The sequence below is a fragment of the Rhodococcus sp. F64268 genome (assembly GCF_023015605.1).
Classification (GTDB): domain Bacteria; phylum Actinomycetota; class Actinomycetes; order Mycobacteriales; family Mycobacteriaceae; genus Rhodococcus.
Map to the genome: position 1 here is coordinate 243,564 of NZ_JALKAI010000008.1, position 18,578 is coordinate 262,141.

17 protein-coding genes are annotated in these 18,578 nt (G+C 65.2%); 10 read left to right on the forward strand and 7 right to left on the reverse strand.

Annotated elements, in window-relative coordinates; translation table 11 throughout:
- Positions 1 to 115 precede the first annotated feature (115 nt).
- The 4 genes from MWU77_RS19350 (at position 116) to MWU77_RS19365 (ending at position 4,471) form a co-directional block, all read left to right on the forward strand.
- Entirely contained in the window at positions 116 to 730 is a 615-nt protein-coding gene (locus MWU77_RS19350; protein ID WP_169686362.1) for a heme-copper oxidase subunit III, read from the forward strand.
- Between the two features lie 104 nt (positions 731 to 834).
- On the forward strand, positions 835 to 1,671 hold the full coding sequence (locus tag MWU77_RS19355; protein WP_169686360.1) for a c-type cytochrome: 837 nt from the start codon (positions 835 to 837) through the stop codon (positions 1,669 to 1,671).
- The gene (locus MWU77_RS19360; RefSeq protein WP_169686358.1) at positions 1,668 to 2,795 is read left to right on the forward strand and encodes a ubiquinol-cytochrome c reductase iron-sulfur subunit; all 1,128 of its coding nucleotides are present in this window, start codon (positions 1,668 to 1,670) and stop codon (positions 2,793 to 2,795) included. The genes MWU77_RS19355 and MWU77_RS19360 overlap by 4 nt, the downstream gene beginning before the upstream one ends.
- A complete protein-coding gene (locus tag MWU77_RS19365; RefSeq protein WP_169686357.1) occupies positions 2,792 to 4,471 on the forward strand; it encodes a cytochrome bc complex cytochrome b subunit in 1,680 nt (559 codons plus the stop codon). The genes MWU77_RS19360 and MWU77_RS19365 overlap by 4 nt, the downstream gene beginning before the upstream one ends.
- A gap of 968 nt (positions 4,472 to 5,439) precedes the next feature.
- On the opposite strand, the gene MWU77_RS19370 is transcribed toward MWU77_RS19365, so the two are convergent.
- Complete coding sequence (locus MWU77_RS19370) at positions 5,440 to 5,856, reverse strand: cytochrome c oxidase subunit 4 (RefSeq protein WP_169686355.1); 417 nt, start codon at positions 5,854 to 5,856, stop codon at positions 5,440 to 5,442.
- A gap of 30 nt (positions 5,857 to 5,886) precedes the next feature.
- Entirely contained in the window at positions 5,887 to 6,942 is a 1,056-nt protein-coding gene (locus tag MWU77_RS19375; RefSeq protein WP_169686353.1) for a cytochrome c oxidase subunit II, read from the reverse strand.
- A gap of 310 nt (positions 6,943 to 7,252) precedes the next feature.
- On the opposite strand from MWU77_RS19375, the gene asnB reads away from it, so the two are divergent.
- Entirely contained in the window at positions 7,253 to 9,178 is a 1,926-nt protein-coding gene (asnB, locus tag MWU77_RS19380) for an asparagine synthase (glutamine-hydrolyzing) (RefSeq protein ID WP_247274515.1), read from the forward strand.
- Between the two features lie 105 nt (positions 9,179 to 9,283).
- Here the strand turns inward: asnB and MWU77_RS19385 are convergent, their stop codons facing one another.
- The gene (locus MWU77_RS19385) at positions 9,284 to 10,252 is read right to left on the reverse strand and encodes a carbohydrate kinase family protein (RefSeq protein WP_169686349.1); all 969 of its coding nucleotides are present in this window, start codon (positions 10,250 to 10,252) and stop codon (positions 9,284 to 9,286) included.
- A 145-nt stretch (positions 10,253 to 10,397) separates the two neighbouring features.
- Positions 10,398 to 10,748 carry an iron-sulfur cluster assembly accessory protein gene (locus MWU77_RS19390; protein WP_169686347.1) on the reverse strand — a complete coding sequence of 117 codons (351 nt, stop codon included), beginning with the start codon at positions 10,746 to 10,748 and terminating at the stop codon, positions 10,398 to 10,400.
- Between the two features lie 155 nt (positions 10,749 to 10,903).
- Here MWU77_RS19390 and MWU77_RS19395 point away from each other — a divergent pair, with 155 nt between their 5' ends.
- Positions 10,904 to 11,578, forward strand: coding sequence for a DUF3043 domain-containing protein (locus tag MWU77_RS19395; RefSeq protein ID WP_169686345.1), 675 nt, complete (start codon positions 10,904 to 10,906; stop codon positions 11,576 to 11,578).
- Between the two features lie 28 nt (positions 11,579 to 11,606).
- Here the strand turns inward: MWU77_RS19395 and MWU77_RS19400 are convergent, their stop codons facing one another.
- Positions 11,607 to 11,912 (reverse strand): hypothetical protein, encoded by a 306-nt coding sequence (locus MWU77_RS19400; protein ID WP_247274516.1) that lies wholly within the window; start codon positions 11,910 to 11,912, stop codon positions 11,607 to 11,609.
- Positions 11,913 to 12,050: 138 nt separating this feature from the next.
- Here MWU77_RS19400 and cobT point away from each other — a divergent pair, with 138 nt between their 5' ends.
- On the forward strand, positions 12,051 to 13,121 hold the full coding sequence (cobT, locus tag MWU77_RS19405; RefSeq protein ID WP_247274539.1) for a nicotinate-nucleotide--dimethylbenzimidazole phosphoribosyltransferase: 1,071 nt from the start codon (positions 12,051 to 12,053) through the stop codon (positions 13,119 to 13,121).
- Positions 13,121 to 13,882: an adenosylcobinamide-GDP ribazoletransferase gene (locus MWU77_RS19410; protein ID WP_169686341.1), complete on the forward strand. Its 762-nt coding sequence runs from the start codon at positions 13,121 to 13,123 to the stop codon at positions 13,880 to 13,882. Before cobT ends, MWU77_RS19410 begins: the two co-directional genes overlap by 1 nt.
- 57 nt (positions 13,883 to 13,939) lie before the next feature.
- Here MWU77_RS19410 and MWU77_RS19415 read toward each other — a convergent pair whose 3' ends face one another.
- A complete protein-coding gene (locus MWU77_RS19415) occupies positions 13,940 to 15,046 on the reverse strand; it encodes a branched-chain amino acid aminotransferase (protein ID WP_169686339.1) in 1,107 nt (368 codons plus the stop codon).
- Positions 15,047 to 15,078: 32 nt separating this feature from the next.
- Positions 15,079 to 16,179 carry a glycine cleavage system aminomethyltransferase GcvT gene (gene gcvT, locus MWU77_RS19420; RefSeq protein ID WP_169686338.1) on the reverse strand — a complete coding sequence of 367 codons (1,101 nt, stop codon included), beginning with the start codon at positions 16,177 to 16,179 and terminating at the stop codon, positions 15,079 to 15,081.
- Positions 16,180 to 16,308: 129 nt separating this feature from the next.
- Between gcvT and MWU77_RS19425 the strand changes: the two genes are divergently transcribed.
- Both MWU77_RS19425 and MWU77_RS19430 read left to right on the forward strand, forming a co-directional pair.
- Complete coding sequence (locus tag MWU77_RS19425) at positions 16,309 to 17,820, forward strand: leucyl aminopeptidase (protein WP_247274517.1); 1,512 nt, start codon at positions 16,309 to 16,311, stop codon at positions 17,818 to 17,820.
- A gap of 311 nt (positions 17,821 to 18,131) precedes the next feature.
- A partial coding sequence (locus tag MWU77_RS19430; RefSeq protein WP_308198827.1) for a biotin/lipoyl-containing protein occupies positions 18,132 to 18,578 on the forward strand: 447 nt, incomplete at its 3' end.

Genomic DNA, 18,578 nt, shown 5'->3' on the forward strand with positions numbered 1-18,578 from the left:
CCCCTGCAACCCGTCCGGCCCGGATCTCGGCTTTTCTCGCCCCGAGAGCAGCAATGACGCGCCGATTTCGGCCCCGATTGCCCAACACGTACTACGACGGGTCATACTAGCCAGCGTGACGAGCGCAGTAGGGACTTCAGGATCTGCAATCACACAGCGCGTGCACTCGTTGAACCGGCCCAACCTGGTCAGCGTCGGCACCATCGTGTGGTTGTCCAGTGAGCTCATGTTTTTCGCAGGGCTCTTCGCCATGTATTTCGTGGCGCGGGCACAGGCTCCGGAGGGCATGTGGCCTCCGCCGCCCACCCATTTGAACCTGTGGCTGGCGGTGCCGATCACGGCGGTGCTGATCGCATCGTCCTTCACCTGCCAGCTCGGTGTGTTCGCAGCAGAGCGCGGCGACGTATTCGGCCTCCGGCGGTGGTACATCATCACCCTCGGCATGGGCACGTTCTTCGTGCTCGGCCAGGGCTACGAATACATCACCCTGGTCCAGCACGGCACCACCATCGCGGGCAGTGTGTACGGCTCGGTGTTCTACATGACCACCGGCTTCCACGGCCTGCACGTGATCGGTGGACTCATCGCATTCGTGTTCCTGCTGTTCCGCACCAAGGTCAGCAAGTTCACCCCCGCGCAGGCCACCGCAGCAATCGTCGTGTCGTACTACTGGCACTTCGTCGACATCGTGTGGATCGCACTGTTTGCCACGATCTATTTCATCCGTTAGCCAGCTGAACGCTTAGGCAGCCCCCTGACGTCCAGTCAGTCCCGACTTACATATAAGGGATACAGATGAGTTCATCCCCACCTCTCGCACCCGAGGGTGACGACATGCCCGGTCGATCCTCGGCAGCTTCGGCTGCCACGTCCCGCCGTCAGCGCAAGCTCAGGCGCCGCGTCACCGGTGCCCTGGTACTCGCGCTCGGCCTCCTCAGCGCAGGCTTCCTTGCTTCTGCGCTGACACCCGACCCACAGGTGGCCACTGCTCAGGACGACCAGAGCGCATTGATCCGCGAGGGCCAGCAGCTCTACGAGACCTCCTGCGTGACCTGTCACGGTGTCAACCTGCAGGGCATCGAGGATCGCGGTCCCACGCTGATCGGCGTCGGCGAAGCCGCGGTCTACTTCCAGGTCTCCTCCGGTCGTATGCCGGCCGTCCGCAACGAGGCCCAGGCCGTGCGGAAGGACCCGAAGTTCGACACCAGGCAGACCGACGCTCTCGGCGCGTACATCCAGGCCAACGGTGGTGGCCCCACGGTGATCCGCGACGAGAACGGGGAGATCGCCCAGTCGTCGCTTCGTGGCAACGACATCGGACGCGGTAGCGAACTGTTCCGTCAGAACTGCGCTTCATGCCACAACTTCACCGGCCGCGGTGGAGCCCTCTCGTCCGGCAAGTTCGCACCCAATCTCGATCCGGCCAACGAGCAGCAGATCTACACTGCCATGCTCACCGGGCCGCAGAACATGCCGAAGTTCTCCGATCGTCAGCTGACGATCGAGGAGAAGCAAGACATCATCGCGTACATCAAGTCCGTCAGCGAGACCCAGGATCCGGGCGGATACGGCCTCGGAGGCTTCGGACCCGGTGCTGAAGGTCCCACGATGTTCGCCGTTGGCATCGTCGCGGTTGTCGGTGCTGCACTGTGGATCGGAGCAAGGTCATGAGTAGCGGCGACACGCCGAACAAGCATTCGATCGAGAACCTCGATCAGATGAGTCGCGACGATCTCGTCGAGCTCGGCACGAACCTCGACGGCGTCGATGTCGCGTTCCGCAAGGATCGGTGGCCCGTCGAGGGCACCCGCGCAGAGAAGCGCGCGGAGCGCAATGTGGCTGCGTGGTTCATCCTCGCGGGTATCGCCGGTCTTGCCTTCATCGGCATTTACCTGTTCTGGCCGTGGGAATACCAGAGCATCGACGACCCGCAGTACGGTTGGTACAACCTCTACACCCCGCTGCTCGGCCTGACCCTCGGTCTGTCGATCCTCGGAGTCGGTGTCGGCGCGGTCCAGTTCACTAAGAAGTTCATCCCCGAAGAGGTGTCGATCCAGGATCGTCACGACGGCCCGTCGGCCGAGGTCGATCGCAAGACGATCGTCGCTGAGTTGACCGATTCGCTCGAGACGTCGACGTTCACGCGCCGCAAGCTTGTCAAGCGGACCGCGATCTTCGGTGGCGGCGCGCTGGGAGTCGGGCTGATCATGCCGCTCGGCGGACTGATCAAGAATCCGTGGGCCGAGGGCGACGACTCGTCGCTCTGGGTGTCCGGCTGGACCCCCCGCTACCAGGGCGAAACGATCTACCTGCGCCGCGACACCGGCCGGCCGCAGGACATCGTCCTGGTGCGGCCCGAGGATCTCGATGCGGGCGGCATGGAGACAGTCTTCCCGTTCCGTGAGGCCGACCGCGGCGATGACCACGCGCTGCTCGACGGCCTTCGCGGGATCCGCAACGCCGTGATGCTCATCCGTCTGCGGACGGATGACGCGGAGCGTGCAATCAAGCGCAAGGGTCAGGAGAGCTTCAACTACGGCGACTACTTCGCCTTCTCGAAGATCTGCACCCACCTCGGATGCCCGACCTCGCTGTACGAGCAGCAGACCAACCGGATTCTGTGCCCGTGCCACCAGTCGCAGTTCGATGCACTCGAGTACGGCAAGCCGATCTTCGGTCCCGCTGCTCGCGCTCTTCCGCAGCTTCCTATTACAGTGAATGAAGAGGGCTTCCTCGTCGCCAACGGTGACTTCATCGAAGCTCTCGGCCCGGCATTTTGGGAGCGTCGCCCGTGAGTACTGCAACTCAATCACACGCTGCAAAAGCAGGCGAGAACCTCGACTCGCGGTATCACCTTTCTGCCGGCATTCGCCGTCAGATCAACAAGGTGTTTCCCACCCACTGGTCGTTCCTTCTCGGCGAAGTCGCTCTGTACAGCTTCATCATCCTGTTGATCTCAGGTGTCTTCCTGACGCTGTTCTTCGACCCGTCGCTGGCCCACGTCACCTACGACGGTGTCTACACGCCGCTCCGCGGTGTCGGCATGTCCCGCGCATACGAGACGACACTGAATCTCTCGTTCGAGGTTCGCGGCGGACTGTTCGTCCGACAGATCCACCACTGGGCCGCGCTGATGTTCGCGGCGTCGATCATCGTCCACCTGCTTCGTATCTTCTTCACCGGCGCGTTCCGTCGCCCGCGTGAGGCGAACTGGGTCATCGGCTCGCTCCTGCTGATCCTTGCGATGTTCGAGGGCTTCTTCGGATACTCGCTGCCCGACGACCTGCTGTCCGGTACCGGTCTTCGCGCCGCATTCTCCGGCATCACACTGTCGGTTCCGATCGTCGGTACGTGGCTGCACTGGATGATCTTCGGCGGAGACTTCCCCGGCGAGCTGATCATCCCGCGCTTCTACGTCCTGCACGTGCTCCTCGTCCCGGGCATCATCCTGGCGCTGATCGCCGCGCACCTCGCGTTGGTCTGGTACCAGAAGCACACGCAGTTCCCCGGCCCCGGCCGCACCGAACAGAACGTGGTGGGTGTGCGCATCCTCCCCGTGTTCGCGGTCAAGTCCGGCGCATTCTTCGCGATGACGTTTGCGGTGCTGGCCCTGATGTCCGGCCTGTTGCAGATCAACCCGGTCTGGAACATCGGCCCGTACAATCCCTCACAGGTCTCCGCAGGATCGCAGCCGGACTTCTACATGATGTGGACCGACGGTCTGGCTCGAATCTGGCCGGCATGGGAGCTGTACCTGTTCGACCGGTACACGATCCCGCAGCCGTTCTGGATCGCGCTGCTCATGGGCCTGGTATTCACGGTCCTGATCGTCTACCCCTGGATCGAGAAGAAGTTCTCGAAGGACGACGCGCATCACAACCTGCTGCAGCGTCCGCGTGACGTCCCGGTCCGTACCGGCCTCGGTGCGATGGCTCTCGCCTTCTACACCGTCGCCACGCTCATGTGCATCAACGACATCATCGCGTACAAGTTCGATATCTCCATCAACGCCACGACGTGGATGGGCCGTATCGGACTGGTGATCCTGCCGCCGCTCGCGTACTACATCGCCTACCGGTTCTGCCTCGGGCTGCAGCGCAGCGACCGCCAGGTGCTCGAGCACGGCATCGAGACGGGCATCGTCCGTCGACTGCCCCACGGCGAGTACATCGAGATCCACCAGCCGCTCGGCCCGGTGGACGACCATGGCCACCCGGTTCCGCTCGACTACCAGGGCGCTACGGTGCCCAAGCGGATGAACCGTCTCGGCAGTGCCGGTAAGCCCGGCGCTGGTAGCTGGTGGAGCGCAGATCCGGCCGACGAGTCGGCTGCACTCGAAGCTGCTCATCACGAGAGCGAGGCAGAGCTGCGTACGATCCTGAAGGAATACCAGGACCGTATCCACAGCGAGGCCGACGGAAATGGTTCCAAGGCGCTGTCCGACAAGGACAGCGACGGCGACGTGCACTGACACGTTCCACCTGCTCTACCCCCAGAGGGCCCCGAACCGGATCGGTTCGGGGCCCTCTGGCCGTCTTCCGGACCTGCCACATCGATTCCGTGTGCGCCGCTACGGTGGCATCGGATCGGACGACGGCACCGAGCATCAAACGACGGCACCGAGTGGGATGCTGACTTTCGGCGGCGGGTGAAGCACGGGTTCCGACCCGCTTCGCGTGATAGCGCGCCAGCTCGGGGCGTGCCGGTGATCAGTGTTCTCCTGGCCAGAAGGAGTGATCACTGTGGAGGACTGGGCGTTGATCCGTCAGCTGCACAATTCGGGGCCAAGGACGCAGACCGCTATCGCCCGCAAGCGGGGCTCTCGCGCAACACCGTAGCCAAGGTCTTGCGCACACAAGCCCCGCCGAAGTACGACCGCGCCTGTTCCCAGAGATCGGCGTGGGCGCTGACCGAACCAGCCGTACGAACCCTACTGAGCACCTATCCGGCGATGCCGACGACGGTGCTGTCGACAGCCTTCGGCTGCTGCCGCAGGTGAGGCAGACTCGGAAACCTGAACCTGCTCATTTTCGGCCGGAGGATCTGCTCACTTTTCGACCGGACCCGACATTCGGACGATGCCCGAGTCGGCGGCAGCCGGACGCATCGCCGCCGTGCAGTATCGGCACGCCGGCTCAGCTCCTCGGGTGGGCCGTCATCCACCTGGTCTAGGACATCGCACCACTCTGCCGCGGGAGCTGACCGCGCCCCTCTCCCCTCGTTCGTACACGAACGGCAGCGAGTCGCTCTGCGGCCGGCCCCTCGTTGCCGTCAGCACTCGTCGCGCGCCTCCGCTGTGCCCTTTGCCGTTGTCGGCGGACGAACGGCGAATCGGACGAGGATTCGTCCCACACTTGCAGCGTCATCGGCGAAAACGAATGACGGCGGGCGCCGCACCCGTCGTGGGTGCGGCGCCCGCCGTCGTCAGCTCAGGAAGGGTCAGTGCTTCTCGGGGCCCAGGTGGTACTCGAACACCAGGCCTGCGGACGCTCCGATGACCAGCACGACCGCGACCACGATCAGCCAGCCCTGGAAGAACGCGAGGGAGATCGCAGCGAACGCAGCGGCTGCGGCCAGCAGGATCGGCCAGTAGCTGCCGGCACTGAAGAAGCCCAGGTCGCCTGCACCGTCGCTGATCTCCGCATCCTCGAAGTCCTCGGGACGCGTGTCGAGACGACGTGCAACGAATCGGAAGTAGGTTCCGATGATGAGCGTCAGCCCTGCGGACAGCACGAGCGCGGTGAGACCTGCCCACTCGATGCCCTTGTCCGACAACCCTGTGAAGGTGCCGTACACGATGGCGACGAGCACGAAGAACACCGTGACGAGTTCGAAGATCTTGGCTTCGAGATTCATTTCAGCACTTGTCCTTGTCGATGAGAGGTGTCACTCGCCCGCAGCGACGCTCGCCGAGCGGTCCGTGCGGTCGGTCTTGAACGGGTGGGTCGTGATCGCGACAGGCGACTCGCCGATTGCTTCGAGCGCCTGGGCGTTGGTCAGACCTTCGCCACCGTCCTCGACAGGCTTACGCAACTCGATGTACTCCGCGAACTTCTCCGGGGACACAGCGCGCACCTCGAAGTTCATCATCGCGTGGTAGGTACCGCACATCTCGGCGCAGCGACCGACGAATGCACCTTCTCGTTCGATCTCGGAGATCTGGAACACCGGGTCGGAGTTGTTGTTCAGCGGATTGGGGTTCACATCACGCTTGAACAGGAACTCGGGAACCCAGAACGCGTGGATGACATCGGACGAGGCGAGGTTGAACTCGATCCGGTTGCCGGTCGGGAGCACCAGGACAGGGATTTCCTCGGTGGTGCCGACAGTCTCGATCTTGTCGTAGTTCAGGTACGACAGATCCGTGACGCCCGAGCCGTGGATGGGACCCGGTTCCGCGTCGTGGCCGGCTTCGGCCGGATCGAACGGCTCGGATGCCGTGGCTTCTTCGGCTTCGTAGTCCGTACCGTCGTAGACGGAGCCACCCATGTCGATGGTGCGGTAACCGAACTTCCAGTTCCACTGGAACCCGGTGACGTCGACGACGACGTTGGGATTGTCTTCCTTCTCGAGCACGTAGTTCTGGACCACGACCGTGAAGTAGAAGAGGACACAGACCGCCACGAAGGGCGCTGCGGTGTAGAGAAGTTCGAGCGGGACGTTGTAGGCCGTCTGCCGCGGGAACTCCGGCGAGTTCTTCTTCTTCCGATGGAAGAAGATCGTCCAGAACATCAGGGCCCACATGAGAATGCCCATGACGAGGGCGGCGAGAACCGACCACGTCCACAACTCGCGCATACGCTCGGCCTGGGGAGTAACACCCTCCGGCCAGCCGAAACGAAGAACTTCTTCGCTCGAGCACCCCGTCAACACCAAGGCTGCAATGCCGAGTGATGCTGCGAGCCCGAACCGCCGAAGGATCCGACCTTGCGCCACGTTCACGCCTTCCTGATCGCCGCAATTCCATTAGGGCACACCCGAAGGGCAGACCCAATTACTACGCAGCGTAGACCAAAGCCGACCGCAATCCATCCTCGGGGCACGAAGATCGTGTCGCGTCGGATGGGTAGGCCGGATGCAGTTGCGGGTGACGACGTGTTTTGCGCGATCCCGATGATGAACCCGATCGGCGATCTGCGGCATACTCCACAGTGACCAACGTCGGATCCCGATTCAGAGTTCCCGCGTCCATGCGTGATGTGAACGCCATGGGATCGACCCCATCCCGATTGGAATCGAGGTACCGAACTCCGTGTGCGGATTGCTCGGGTTTCTGACCAACGACGGCACCAGCGATGACGCCGTCTCGCGCGTAGGCGACGCACTGCACTGCCTGCGTCACCGCGGACCGGACGAACACGGCACCTGGCACGACGCCGACCTCGTCCTCGGCTTCAATCGGCTGTCGATCATCGACATCGCCCATTCACACCAACCACTGCGGTGGGGCCCCCCGGAGCAGCCCGATCGATACGCGCTGACTTTCAACGGAGAGATCTACAACTATCTCGAGTTGCGCAAAGAACTGGCCGAGGAACACGGTGCGAAGTTCGCAACCGAAGGCGACAGCGAAACGATCGTCGCGGCCTACCACTATTGGGGCGCCGACGCGGTACGCCGCCTGCGGGGCATGTTCGGGTTCGCGATCTGGGATACCGAGACTCGCGAGCTCTTCCTCGCGCGCGACCCGTTCGGCATCAAACCGCTCTTCCTTGCGACGGGCCCGGCAGGCACCGCGTTCGGCAGTGAGAAGAAGAGCCTGCTCGAGCTCGCCGACGTCATCGGTATCGACACCGAGCTCGACGCGCGCGCGATCGAGCACTACACGGTGTTGCAGTACGTGCCGGAACCCGAGACCCTGCACCGCCGCATCACGCGTCTCGAATCGGGCTCGTACGCCCGCGTGCGACCAGGTTCCGAGCCGCAGACGACTCGCTACTTCTCCCCGACTTTCCCGGTACGTCCGTTCGCGGTCGGACGCGAGAAGGACCGCTACCGCGAGATTGCCGAAGCCCTCGAGGACTCGGTCGCCAAGCACATGCGCGCTGACGTGACTGTCGGCTCGTTCCTTTCCGGCGGAATCGACTCGACGGCCATCGCAGCCCTGGCCAAGCGACACAACCCGAACCTGATCACGTTCACCGCAGGTTTCGAGCGCGAGGGATACTCCGAGGTGGACGTCGCGGCGGAATCCGCCGAGGCCATCGGTGCCCGACACATCGTTCGGGTCGTCTCACCCTCCGAGTTCGCCGCAGCGATCCCGGAGATCGTCTGGTACCTCGACGATCCTGTCGCCGATCCGGCGCTGGTGCCGTTGTGGTTCATCGCGCGAGAAGCCCGCAAGCACGTGAAGGTCGTGCTCTCCGGCGAGGGCGCCGACGAACTGTTCGGCGGCTACACGATCTACCGCGAACCGATGTCGCTGAAGCCGTTCGAGTATCTGCCGTCGATGCTGCGACGCGCCGCAGGAAAGTTGGCAGATCGCATCCCGGAGGGAACCCGCGGGAAGAGCCTGCTCAATCGAGGGTCGATGCCCCTCGAGGAGCGCTACTACGGCAATGCTCGCAGCTTCAACGACACACAACTGCGGTCGGTCCTTCGTGAGTTCCGTCCGGAATGGACCCATCAGGATGTGACCGCCCCCATCTACGCTCAATCCGCCGGCTGGGACCCGGTTGCACGGATGCAGCACCTGGACCTGTTCACGTGGCTGCGCGGCGATATCCTCGTCAAGGCCGACAAGATGACGATGGCGAACTCCCTCGAGCTCCGCGTGCCCTTCCTCGACTCCGAGGTCTTCCGTGTGGCTTCACAGGTTCCGCTGGAGCAGAAGATCACGAAGCAGACGACGAAGTACGCGCTGCGTCAGGCACTCGAAGGCATCGTCCCGCCGCATGTGCTGCATCGCGCGAAGCTCGGTTTCCCTGTGCCGATGCGCCACTGGCTCGCAGGCACGGAGCTGTTCGACTGGGCTCACCTGGTGATCGCCGAGTCGCAGACCGATCACATCCTGAACAAGGCCGCGATCACGAAGATGTTGCAGGCCCATCGTGAAGGACCGATCGATCACAGCCGGCGACTGTGGACACTGCTGGTATTCATGATCTGGCACGGCATCTTCGTGGAGAAGCGCATCGTGCCGCAGATCCAGGAGCCGGCCTACCCGGTCGAACTCTAGAACGCGCAGCCGTCCTGAAATACGGGACTCCTGGACGGGACGACGCCCCTCATCGAGTGCGATGAGGGGCGTCATCCCGTCCGGAGTTCATACGGATGCAGGCCGTCAGAGGATCGCGGCGATCTCCTCGGCCGCGGTGGAGTCGTATGCGTCGGCGAGGCGCTCGAGCGCATCGGCACGGTCGAAGACCCATTCCTGCGTACCGGTGGTTTCGAGCACGAGCACGGCAACGAGCGATCCGAGCTGTGCTGCCCGCTCGACGCTGAGTCCGGCGCGGTGACCGAGGAGGAAGCCTGCGCGGAAAGCATCGCCGACGCCGGTGGGATCGACCTTGGCACGCTCAGGCACGACACCGACCTGGACCCAGTTGTCGTCGGCGTCGACGATGCGGGCACCGTCACCGCCGAGGGTGGTGATCCGCATACCGACCTTGGCGCGGATCTCGTCGTCGGTCAGACCGGTCTTCTGCTTGAGCAGGCCCCACTCGTACTCGTTCGTGAACAGGTACTCGGCGCCGTCGATGAGCGCCTCCGCCTGCTTGCCGTCGAGCCGCGCGAGCTGCTGCGACGGATCGGCCACGAACGGGATTCCGAGACGACGGCACTCCTCGGTGTGACGGATCATCGCATCGGGGTCGTTCGCGCCGACCAGCACGAGGTCGACACCACGACTCTCGACGATCTCGGCGAGAGAGATCTCTCGGGCTTCCGACATCGCTCCCGGGTAGAACGAGGCGATCTGCGCCATGTCCTCATCGGTGGTGCACACGAACCGTGCCGTGTGTGCTGTCGTCGACGTGTGGACGGCATCGCAGTCGACGCCGTGCTGCTCGAGCCAGCCGCGGTAGTCGGCGAAATCGGCGCCGACGGCACCCACCAACACCGGCGCACCGCCGAGGACGCCCATGGCGAAAGCGATGTTGCCTCCCACACCGCCGCGCCGGACGACAAGGTCGTCGACGAGAAAGCTCAGCGAGATGTGCGCGAGTTGATCCGCGAGCAGCTGCTCCGCGAATCGTCCGGGGAACCGCATGAGGTGGTCGGTGGCGATGGAGCCGGTGACGGCGATGGTCACGTGGAAGAGCCTTTCCGCGTTGTCGAAATCTGGGAGTGGAGAGTCGATACGGCGCATCGAGCAGCGGCCGCAGCGTTCCCACGGTACCCGGCGGATACGTCAGGACCCCGGCACGGTCGCGTGCCGGGGTCCTGACGGGTCGAGCTCAGTTGAACGAATCGCCGCAGGCGCAGGATCCGGTGGCTTGCGGATTGTCGATCGTGAAGCCCTGCTTCTCGATCGTGTCGACGAAGTCGATGGACGCACCCTCGACATAGGGGGCGCTCATCCGGTCGACGGCAAGAGCAACGCCGCCGAAGTCGACGGTGAGGTCACCGTCGAGCGAACGATCGTCGAAGAACAACTGGTAACGAAGGCCGGCGCAACCACCCGGCTGCACAGCGATGCGCAGCGCGAGATCGTCGCGACCCTCCTGGTCGAGAAGAGCCTTCGCCTTCGCGGAGGCAGCCTCGGTCATGATGACGCCGTGGGCGGCGGTCTCTTGCTGGACAGTCATGGGCGCTCCCTGTCGTTCGAATTCAACCCGGATGTGTCAACGGTACCGCGCGGGAATCTATTCCTCATGCAGGAGTTGCTCACATTCGGTACGTCTCGGCCGTGCTCCGATGGGCGGCGTTCCGGTTCCCGCGCGTAGCCATATAGCCTGGAAGGGTGAAGTTGCTACGCCGTGGTGGTTCCGACGACTCCGACAAGCCCGAGGTGTCCGTACCCGCGACGCCCGCCGAAGCGGACGTGCCGCAGGCAGCGTCCCCGAAGCTTACCGAAGGCAAGGGACGCCCGACCCCCAAACGGCGCGATGCCGAAGGCAAGCGTCGCGGCCCGGTGGCTCCGGCACCCCTTACGGCCAAGGAGGCACGCGCGCGACGCAAGGCAGCGCGGAAGTCCAAGTCGAAGGACGAGCGTAAAGCGGAGTCCGCGCAGCGGCGCGCCGACGCATCCGAGCGTCGGAATCGGATGCTGGCCGGTGAGGAGAAATTCCTTCTCCCGCGTGACCGCGGTCCGGTGCGCGCATACGTCCGCGACATCGTCGACAGCCGTCGCAATCTCGTCGGTCTGTTCATGCCCCTCGCACTGGTGCTCATCATGACCATGTTCCTGGGTCCGGTCATCCAGCAGTACGTCACGCTCGCAATGTTCGTGATGATGCTGCTGATGGTCATCGAAGGCATCTATCTCGGGCGGATGGTCAACAAGAAGTCCCGAGCGCGATTCCCGGAATCCACCGACGGTGGCTTCGGGCTGGGTTGGTACGCGTTCGTGCGCGCATCGCAGATCCGGAAGTTGCGGGCGCCGCTCCCCCGGGTCAAGCCCGGCGACGCGATCTGACCGACCTCTATCGATGGTCACAGGCCCGTCAGTGGTGCGGCGCAGCGCGCGACTGCAGCACGACAGGCAGGACTTCGGCCGCGGAATCGGCGTCACCCGACGCACGAGACCGCGGCCGTGTCGCGTCAGCAGGACGGAAGTAGTTGTAGCGCAGCGACGCTCGGGTTACCCAGCGCGGAGCTGTGGTGCGCACGCGCCGGGCGATTTCGAGGCCGCCTGCGAGTACCGTCATCACGACCGCAATCAAGGCCAGTTCCATCATGGTTCGATCCTGCGCGCCGACCCCACCGGTCGACAGTGGCAGAAACGACATATTGCGGCGTTTTTCTGCCATTTCCACGGTTGATAGCGTCTAGCCGGTGAAGACCCACGTGAGAGGTGACCTGTGAGCAGCGGTTCCACACCAGTGCCGAACGAGACGACTGGGCCGAACGAGACGACCGGGCCGGACGAGACGGCTGATTCCGTCGACATCGACTTTCCCGCAATCGTCACGCCCGACCGCGAAACCTACCTGCAGGCAGAGGCACGGCAGCGTGATCTCACCAAACCGGCCGGATCACTCGGGCGGCTCGAGGAATTCGGCTGCTGGGTGTCCTCATGCCAGGGCGAAGTCCCACCCCATCAGTTCCGGCAGCCGCGAGTGGTGGTCTTCGCCGGCGACCACGGTGTCGCCCGTACCGGGGTCTCGGCGTATCCGCCCGAAGTGACTGCACAGATGGTCGCGAATCTCTCCGCAGGCGGCGCCGCAGTGAATGTGCTGGCTGCCAATGCCGGCGCACAAGTCCGGGTTGTGGATATCGCGGTCGATTGCGACACGCCCCCTGAGGTGTCGGCCTACAAGATCCGGAGGTCGAGCGGCTGCATCGACCGCGAGGATGCGATGACCCACGAAGAGACGATGCGCGCGATCGCCGCGGGTCGCGCGATCGCCGACCGTGAGGTGGACGAAGGCGCGGATCTCTTGATCGCCGGCGACATGGGCATCGGCAACACCACCCCGGCGACTGTCTTGATCGCCACCCTGACCTCCACCGAACCGGTCGCAGCGGTGGGACGAGGAACCGGAATCGACGATGCCGGGTGGATGCGCAAGGTCTCCGCCATCCGAGATGCGATGCGGCGGGCACGGCCCTTCGTGAAGGATCCGATCGCGCTGCTCCGTACCGCAGGCGGTGCCGATCTCGCGGCGATGGCCGGGTACCTCGCACAGGCGGCGGTTCGTCGCACACCCGTTGTCCTCGACGGCGTGGTCGTCACCGCGGCAGCGATGGTCGCAGAAGAACTCGCACCGGGTGCGCGCCGCTGGTGGGTTGCGGGACATCGGTCGTCGGAGCCGTCGCACAGCGTCGCGCTCCGTCATCTCCGGCTCGAGCCCATCGTCGAGTTCGACATGAGACTCGGCGAAGGATCCGGCGCCGTCACCGCGCTACCCATCCTTCGGGGTGCTGTCTCCGTCCTCGCGAACATGGCGACCTTCGCCGAAGCAGGCGTGACAACCCGTGACGCCGCCGCCTCCCCAGCCGAACCTGCAGACAGCTGATGCGCCGTGCGCTCGGCGGTGTCGCACTCGCACTGTCGTGGCTGACAATCGCACCCGTTCCGGGTCCGCACGAAGTCGATCGGGCGGTTGCGGGTAGAGCGATCGGGGCGGCGCCAGTCGCAGGGGTGTTCCTCGGCGCAGCAACAACCGCGGTGGCGTGGGTGGTCTCCACTGCTGGGGCGAGCGCGGGGATCATCGGATTCGTCTGTGTCGGATTCCTGGCCGTCGCGACCCGGGGTATGCACATCGACGGCCTTGCCGACACCGCGGACGGCCTGGGTTGTTACGGCCCTCCCGAACGTGCCCGGGAGGTGATGAAGTCCGGGGGCGCGGGACCGTTCGGTGTGACTGCGTTGATCGTCGTGCTCGCCCTGCAAGCGGTGGCGATCGGTGCCCTCGCCGACGCGGATTCGTGGGCAGCGATCGGGTTCGCCGTCGCGTTCGGCCGCGCGGCGGTTGTGCCCGCCTGTAGACGAGGACTCCATGCCGCCGAGGGCAGCCGATTCGGTGCGCTCGTCGCCGATACCCAGGGGCCGGTGGTGATCGGGGCGTGGAGCCTCATCGCGATGGCCGTCTCGGTCATGTGTCTGCCGGGGCCTCTGTGGCTCGGCCCGGTGACATTAGGCGTGGCGCTGGCGCTCGCGTGGTGGTTCGTGCAGCACTGCGCGACACGATTCGGCGGCCTGAACGGGGATGTTCTCGGTGCGACGGCCGAAGGATGCGTGGCTCTGCTCGCGGTTGTCGCCGCATGTGCCGTCTGATTTCGTCATGGGAGGGGCGTGCCCGTCTTCGGCGGGCACGCCCCTCCCATGTCCGACTCATGCGCGCAGAGTGGTCATCCAGCCGTGTGTATCGGCAAACGTGCCCCGCTGGATTCCGGTCAGCGTGTCGCGCAATGCCATCGTGATCGGTCCGGGCTCTCCACCGGAGATGCTGAACTCACCGTCGCGGTCCTTGACGCTGCCGACCGGTGTGATCACGGCAGCCGTACCGCACGCGAACACCTCGGTGATCTCGCCGGAGGCCGCCTTCTCACGCCATTCCTCGGTACTGATGCGCCGTTCCTCGACCGACAGGCCCGAATCGATCGCAAGCGTGAGCAACGAATCACGGGTGATACCCGGAAGCAGCGACCCCGACAGCTCCGGGGTGACCAGGCGCGCGTCCGGGCCCGACCCGTACACGAAGTAGAGGTTCATGCCGCCCATCTCTTCGACGTACTTCCGTTCGATGGCGTCGAGCCAGACGACCTGATCGCAACCCTGCTCTGCGGCATGCGCCTGCGCGACCAGCGAGGCCGCGTAGTTTCCCCCGAACTTGGCGGCCCCGGTACCGCCCGGTGCGGCGCGAACGTGCTCACGCGAGAGCCACACGCTCACCGGTTTGACACCGCGCGGGAAGTACGCGCCTGCGGGCGAAGCGATGAGCAGGTATTTGTACTCGGCTGCCGGACGAACCCCGAGTGCCGGCTCGGTCGCGAACATATAAGGGCGAAGGTACAGCGACGCTTCACCTCCGGCCTCGGGGACCCATTCATGATCGACGTCGAGCAGTTCGGTGATCGACCGGGCGAACAGTTCCTCGGGCAGGTGTGGCATCGCGATGCGGTCGGCCGACCGGTTGAACCGGGCAGCGTTGGCATCGAGGCGGAACGACGCGATGCTGCCGTCACTCTGCCGGTACGCCTTGAGGCCCTCGAAGATCGACTGGCCATAGTGCAGCACCATGGCGGCGGGATCCAGCGAAATGGCCGCGTAGGGCTCTACCTTCGCGTCATGCCAGCCGGTGCCCTCGGTATAGGTGATCGAGACCATGTGGTCGGTGAAGTACCGGCCGAATCCGGGATCGGCCAGGATCTCTTGGCGCCGCTCCGCGGAAGTCGGTGAGGGATGCGGGACGCGCGCGAATTCGAGGACACCTGTCATGAAGGACAATGTTAACCAACCGCCTCCGAGGCCTACTTGGTGTGGTCCTCGACGAACGGCGGCGAGACCACCTCGGCCCGGAGCGCACGACCACGCACGTCAACGCTCACCTCGTCGCCCGCCGCCAACTCTGCGCCTGTCTCGAGCAAGGCCAGTGCGATTCCGACCTTGAGGGTCGGCGAGAACGTTCCCGAGGTGGTCTCGCCCACTGCCACACCGTCCTTCAGAACCGTCTGGCCTTGCCGGAGCACTCCGCGATCGAGTGCTTTGATACCCCACAGGCGGCGTTTCGGACCCGCCTCCTTCTCTGCGAGCAACGCTTCCCGACCCCAGAACTCCGGCTTCTTCCAGCCGACTGCCCAGCCGGTGCGGGCCTGCAGCGGCGAGATCGCGAGCGACAATTCGTGGCCGTGCAGGGGGTACCCCATCTCGGTTCGCAGGGTGTCGCGGGCACCGAGACCGGCGACCTGCCCTCCAGCGGCCTTCACCGCGGTTTCCAGCGCACGGAACAAGGCCTCGGCGCCGTCCCACACCGGCAGGACCTCGAATCCGCGCTCACCGGTGTACCCGCTGCGGCACACGCGCACGACTGTGCCCTGCCACTCCGCATCGACGAACCCCATGTAGGCGATGTCCGTGGGCAGCCCGAGTTCGGTCAGGATGTCGGCGGACTTCGGTCCCTGTACTGCCAGAACCGCGTAGTCGCGATGCTGATCGGTGACGGTGATCGAGTCCGGCGCTTTCGCGGCGAGTTCCGCGACGACGGCTGCGGTATTCGCGGCGTTCGGCACGAGGAACAGTTCCTCGTCCGACACGTAGTAGACGATGAGATCGTCTACTACACCGCCGGATTGGGTACAACACAACGTGTACTGCGCCTTGCCCGGCCCGATCTTCGTCAGGTCGTTGGTCAGAGCCGAGTTCACGAACTCTGCGGCTCCGGTCCCCTCGATCGACACCTTGCCGAGATGGCTGACGTCGAACAGGCCGACGCTCTCGCGGACCGCGTTGTGCTCGGCCACGGTGCCCGCGTAGGAGACAGGCATCTCCCAACCGCCGAACGGCGCGAACGTCGCACCGAGTTCGACGTGAACGGCGTGGATGGGTCCCCGCTGCAATTCCTGGTCGCTCATGTCACATGAGGCTAGTCGACCTGCTGGACGACGGGGTTCCGTGCGGCCTCACCGGCGACATCCCTGAACGATCACTAGCATCGTTCGGGACCACCGCGTCTGTCATCCCGTCTGCATAGGAGTTGCCCTGTGAGCGCACCGACCCCGGAGTTGCCCGAACTCGTTCTCGCCGGCTCGATATCGAAGCGAGCCGACGTTCTCGTCGTCGGACTCACCTCGTCCGACGGAAACCCCGAGGTCCTTCTCGGTGACGGCGTGATCGACGAAGATGTGCTCGGGAGCATTCTCGACTCGGTGCAGGCCGTCGGAGCCACCGGTCGCGCCGAGGAGATCACCCGCGTACCTGCGCCCGCCGGGCTCGCTGTGGCGAGCGTCGTGGCTGTCGGCCTCGGCGCCGCCGACGGCATCGACGCCGAGCAGGTGCGTCGCGCAGCAGGCGCGGCCTCCCGCGCGCTGGCCGGTGTCTCCACCGTCGCGACCACGCTGTCGGCCGTCGACCTCGGTGCCGCCGCGGAGGGCTTCGCTCTCGGCGCGTACACCTACACCGAGTTCCGCTCCGAGAAGTCGGCGCCGGGCGCCGACAAGAAGCCGCCCACCCGAATCGAACTGCTCGTCACCTCCACCCGTGACCGCGCCGCCAAGGCAGCGCTGGCGCGGTCCACGGCGATCGCGGAAGCCGTCGCGACAGCTCGCGAGTTCGTCAACACCCCGCCCAGCCACCTGTATCCGGCGTCGTTCGCCGAGCGTGCGAAGGCTCTGGGCGAGGCAGCGGGACTGAAGGTCGAAGTGCTCGACGAGAAGGCCCTCGAGAAGAAGGGATTCGGCGGCATCGTGGGAGTCGGCAAGGGGTCGTCGCGGCCGCCGAGGCTCGTCCGCCTCTCGCACTCCGCCAAGAAGCGCAAGGCTCCGAAGATCGCGCTCGTCGGCAAAGGTGTCACGTTCGACACAGGCGGCATCTCGATCAAGCCGGCCGCCGGTATGGAAGCGATGACCTCGGACATGGCAGGCGCCGCAGCCGTCGTCGCGACCGTGGTACTCGCCGCAAAGCTGGGGGTCGACGTCGACGTCACCGCCACGGTGCCGATGGCCGAGAACATGCCGTCCTCGACAGCGCAGCGCCCCGGGGATGTCCTGACCCAGTACGGCGGCACCACCGTCGAGGTGATCAACACCGACGCCGAGGGCAGGCTGATCCTCGCCGACGCCATCGTGCGCGCGTGCGAGGACGAACCCGACTACCTGATCGACACGGCGACGCTGACCGGGGCGCAGATGGTGGCGCTCGGTACACGCACTCCCGGAGTCATGGGTACCGAGGAGTTCCGTGACCGGGTCGCTGCGCTGTCGCAGCAGGTCGGTGAGAACGGCTGGGCGATGCCGCTGCCGCAGTACATGCGCTCGGATCTCGAGTCGCGAGTCGCCGACCTCGCCAACGTGAGCCCGAATCGCTGGGGCGGCATGCTCACCGCCGGGCTGTTCCTGAAGGAGTTCGTCTCCGAAGGCGTGCAATGGGTGCACATCGATGTGGCCGGCCCCGCGTTCAACACCGGCGGCCCGTTCGGCTACGTCGGCAAAGGTGGTACCGGTGTGCCGGTGCGCACGATGCTCGCGGTGATCGAGGACGTCGCAGAACACGGATGACGACCGCCGCCCGTCACCGTCGTGAGTTCGGCCGCGGCCGTCCCCTCCGAACGGGGAGGGACGGCCGCGTGGGGCCGCACACATCGCGAAATCGCTGTGAGCAGTTCCGCCCCTCGTCGAACATGAGACAGCGGCGAGTGCAAGGATGGTTCCGGGCCATGCCTCCTCAGGTATCGGCTCACGAGAACACCTGAAGCAACCGCACGAGTCCCCGGCCTCGAGCACAATGGAGCGCGACCACACAATGGTCGACACCCACGAGTCGGTACAACTCAACACACCCGAACACAACCGTCGAGGAGTCAACAGACATGGCCTTCTCCGTCCAGATGCCAGCGCTTGGTGAGAGCGTCACCGAGGGAACTGTCACGCGATGGCTCAAGCAGGAAGGAGACACGGTCGAAGTCGATGAACCGCTGCTCGAAGTCTCCACGGACAAGGTCGACACCGAGATCCCGTCCCCCGCTGCCGGCGTGCTGATCAAGATCGTCGCTCAGGAAGACGACACCGTCGAGATCGGCGGCGAACTCGCACAGATCGGCGAAGCCGGTGAGTCCGCGGGCAGCGCCCCGGCTCCCGCCGCCGAGGAGCCTGCCGCGGCCGCGCCCGCCGAGGCCGCTCCCGCCGCAGCAACCCCCGCCCCGTCGACCAGCAACGGCTCGGGCACCCCCGTCACCATGCCCGCACTCGGCGAATCCGTCACCGAAGGCACCGTCACCCGCTGGCTCAAAGCCATCGGCGACGAAGTCGCTGTCGAC